Here is a 2,525-nt window from a genome sequence, read left to right as displayed (position 1 = left end):
GTACTCCCTGCACGCGGTGTCCCCGTCAGTACGGGCTCGGCCATCCGGCCCCGGGGCGCCGGCCCACCGTCCCCGGTGATCTCCGGGCGGTCCGGGCGGAAGAGACCTCCGGCGTGAACAGCCGGAGGAGTGTCTCCATGGACGTGTCCCTGTCCGTCTGGGTGCTGACCGTCGTCGGTCTCTGCGCCCTCATCGCCGCCGACTTCTTCATCGGGGGCCGCAAGCCGCACGAGGTGTCGATCAAGGAAGCCGGCATCTGGACGATCGTGTGGATCGTGCTCGCCGCCCTGTTCGGCGCCGGGCTCTTCGTCTTCGGTACCCCGGCGGCGTCCGGCGAGTTCTTCGCCGGCTACGTCACCGAGAAGTCGCTGAGCGTGGACAACCTCTTCGTCTTCGTCCTGATCATGGCGAAGTTCGCGGTGCCCGCCGCCTACCAGCAGCGGGTGCTGATGGTCGGTGTGCTCATCGCGCTGGTGCTGCGCGCCGTCTTCATCGCCATGGGCGCGGCCCTCATCTCCACCTTCTCCTGGATCTTCTTCGTGTTCGGCGCCTTCCTGATCTGGACGGCGTGGAAGCTCATCCAGGAGGCGCGCGGCGGCGAGTCCGAGGAGGAGTACGAGGAGAACCGCTTCCTGAAGCTCGTGGAGCGGCGCTTCCCCTCGACCGACCGCTACCACGGCACCCGGCTCACCATCGTCGAGAACGGGCGGCGGTTGATCACCCCGATGCTGATCGTCATGCTGGCGATCGGCACCACGGACGTCCTCTTCGCCCTCGACTCCATCCCCGCGATCTTCGGCCTCACCCAGGACCCGTACATCGTCTTCACCGCCAACGCGTTCGCCCTGATGGGCCTGCGGCAGCTGTACTTCCTCATCGGCGGCCTGCTGAAGAAGCTGGTCCACCTGGCGTACGGCCTCTCGGTGATCCTCGGCTTCATCGGCGTGAAGCTGGTGCTGCACGCCCTGCACGAGGCCGGCGTGCACGTGCCCGAGGTGTCCATCGCCTTCTCCCTGACCGTGATCGGCGCCGTGCTGCTGATCACCACGGTCAGCAGCCTCTACGCGAGCCGCCGCATCGCCGCCGAGGAGCCGGTGGCCGTCGTGGAGGCCACCGCCAAGGGCTCCACCGAACCGGCCCGCGCCGCCGGCGAAGACGCGGGCGACGTCTCGGGCGACGAGGCCGACCGGCCCAGCCTGCGCTCCTGACGCACGGACCCCGCCCGGGCCGGTCAGCACCGGCCCGGGCGGGGTCGCGTCAACCGTCCGCCGCCGTCAGCCGTGGCGGCGTCGGCGGACGAGCAGCAGCGCGCCGAGCACCCCCAGCGAGCCGGCGGCCACCGCCCCGGCCTGCGCCGCCGTCGGACCACCGCCCTCCCCGGGCCCGGCGGGGGGCGGAGCGAACCCGCCCGCGTAACCCTCGCGGTCGTAGCGCGAACCGGGCTGCCTGCCGCCGTAGGCCGCCCGCACCCGCTCCCGGTACGCGTCGAGGGAGGTCCCCGTGCGGCCGACGGCCCGCTCGGCGTCCTCGTTCAGTGGGAGGACCCGCTTCCCGCTGAGCACGTACCAGGCGTTGATCTGCGGTTCCCGGAAGACCGTGCCGCCGGGCGCGCGCTTCTCACCGGCCGCCGCGTACCGCCTCTCGTCGTCGCCCGACGCGATGTTCACCACCCGCCAGACGCCGTCCTGTTCGGCGGACCAGACGGACGCCCTGCTGCCGTCGGCGGCCACGGCGGTGGCCGCCAGGTAGGCCAACTCGGCGACGGGCGCGTCCGGTCGCCCGTCGACGAAGTCCGCGGACAGCAGATGGACGGGCACGGCCACGCCGGTGACGCGCGGCTTCGCCCGCTCCGCGCTGATCCGGCCGTCGTGGGCGAAGAACCGGGCGAGGGTGCCCAACGTCCGCTGGTCCCCGGCGGCCTTCCCGGCGTCCGCGAGCGCGGCCGCCGAAGGCTGCTCGGGCGGCTTCGGCCCGTCCGCCGCGGCGGCTGCCGGCGCGGCGAGGGCGAGCGTGACGGTGACGGCGGCGGCGACCAGCGCCCCGGCCGGGTTGCGGCGTGTCGCGGCCATCGGGGTCACGCTCCGATCCGGTAGAGCGAGTGGGTCCAGGAGAACGAGTTGTTGCTGACGTACCAGTTGTGCGACGCCCAGTTGTAGCGGTCGGAGGACGGCCACGGATCGCCCCAGTAGACCAGGCTGTTCGCGGTGTCGTAGCCGTAGATCACGTGCATGTGGCCGCCGCCGGACCGCCAGCCGATCCGGGTCTCGACCGGCCGGTTGCCGTTGATCTCCGTCTGCACGGTGTCGTAGCGCAGCCAGCCGTTGACGTAGGAGCCGGGGCGGACGCCCGCCCACGAGAGGCCGTTCTGCACGTGGCCGAGGGTGGCCTGGTTGTTGGGGCAGGACGTGCCCTGGGGCCGGTTGAACGCGGCGTTGCAGAAGGCGTTCTGGTTGTGGGACCTGCCGAAGTAGGCGGTGATGGTGTTGCCCGCCGCCGCCCAGCACCAGTTGGAGTACTGCTGCGGC

General features: G+C 71.9%; 3 protein-coding genes. 1 reads left to right on the top strand and 2 read right to left on the bottom strand.

The window, feature by feature from the left end:
• Nucleotides 1-137 precede the first annotated feature (137 nt).
• The gene (locus GL263_RS24985) at nucleotides 138-1,208 is read left to right on the top strand and encodes a TerC family protein (protein WP_182858009.1); all 1,071 of its coding nucleotides are present in this window, start codon (nucleotides 138-140) and stop codon (nucleotides 1,206-1,208) included.
• 66 nt (nucleotides 1,209-1,274) lie between these two features.
• Here the strand turns inward: GL263_RS24985 and GL263_RS24980 are convergent, their stop codons facing one another.
• Complete coding sequence (locus tag GL263_RS24980) at nucleotides 1,275-2,069, bottom strand: hypothetical protein (RefSeq protein WP_182858008.1); 795 nt, start codon at nucleotides 2,067-2,069, stop codon at nucleotides 1,275-1,277.
• 5 nt (nucleotides 2,070-2,074) lie between these two features.
• The coding region (locus tag GL263_RS24975) for a papain-like cysteine protease family protein (protein ID WP_182858007.1) at nucleotides 2,075-2,525 on the bottom strand (451 nt) is incomplete at its 5' end.

Origin of the sequence: Streptomyces durbertensis (assembly GCF_014156695.1) — a bacterium.
GTDB lineage: Bacteria > Actinomycetota > Actinomycetes > Streptomycetales > Streptomycetaceae > Streptomyces > Streptomyces durbertensis.
Note: the sequence above shows the minus strand (reverse complement) of the source record. Positions and strands in the feature narration are given on the sequence as shown.

Excerpts from the sequence above, each read along its gene's own strand:
- GL263_RS24980 (WP_182858008.1), bottom strand. The coding sequence starts at position 2,069 with ATGGCCGCGACACGCCGCAACCCGGCCGGGGCGCTGGTCGCCGCCGCC.
- GL263_RS24985 (WP_182858009.1), top strand. The coding sequence starts at position 138 with ATGGACGTGTCCCTGTCCGTCTGGGTGCTGACCGTCGTCGGTCTCTGC.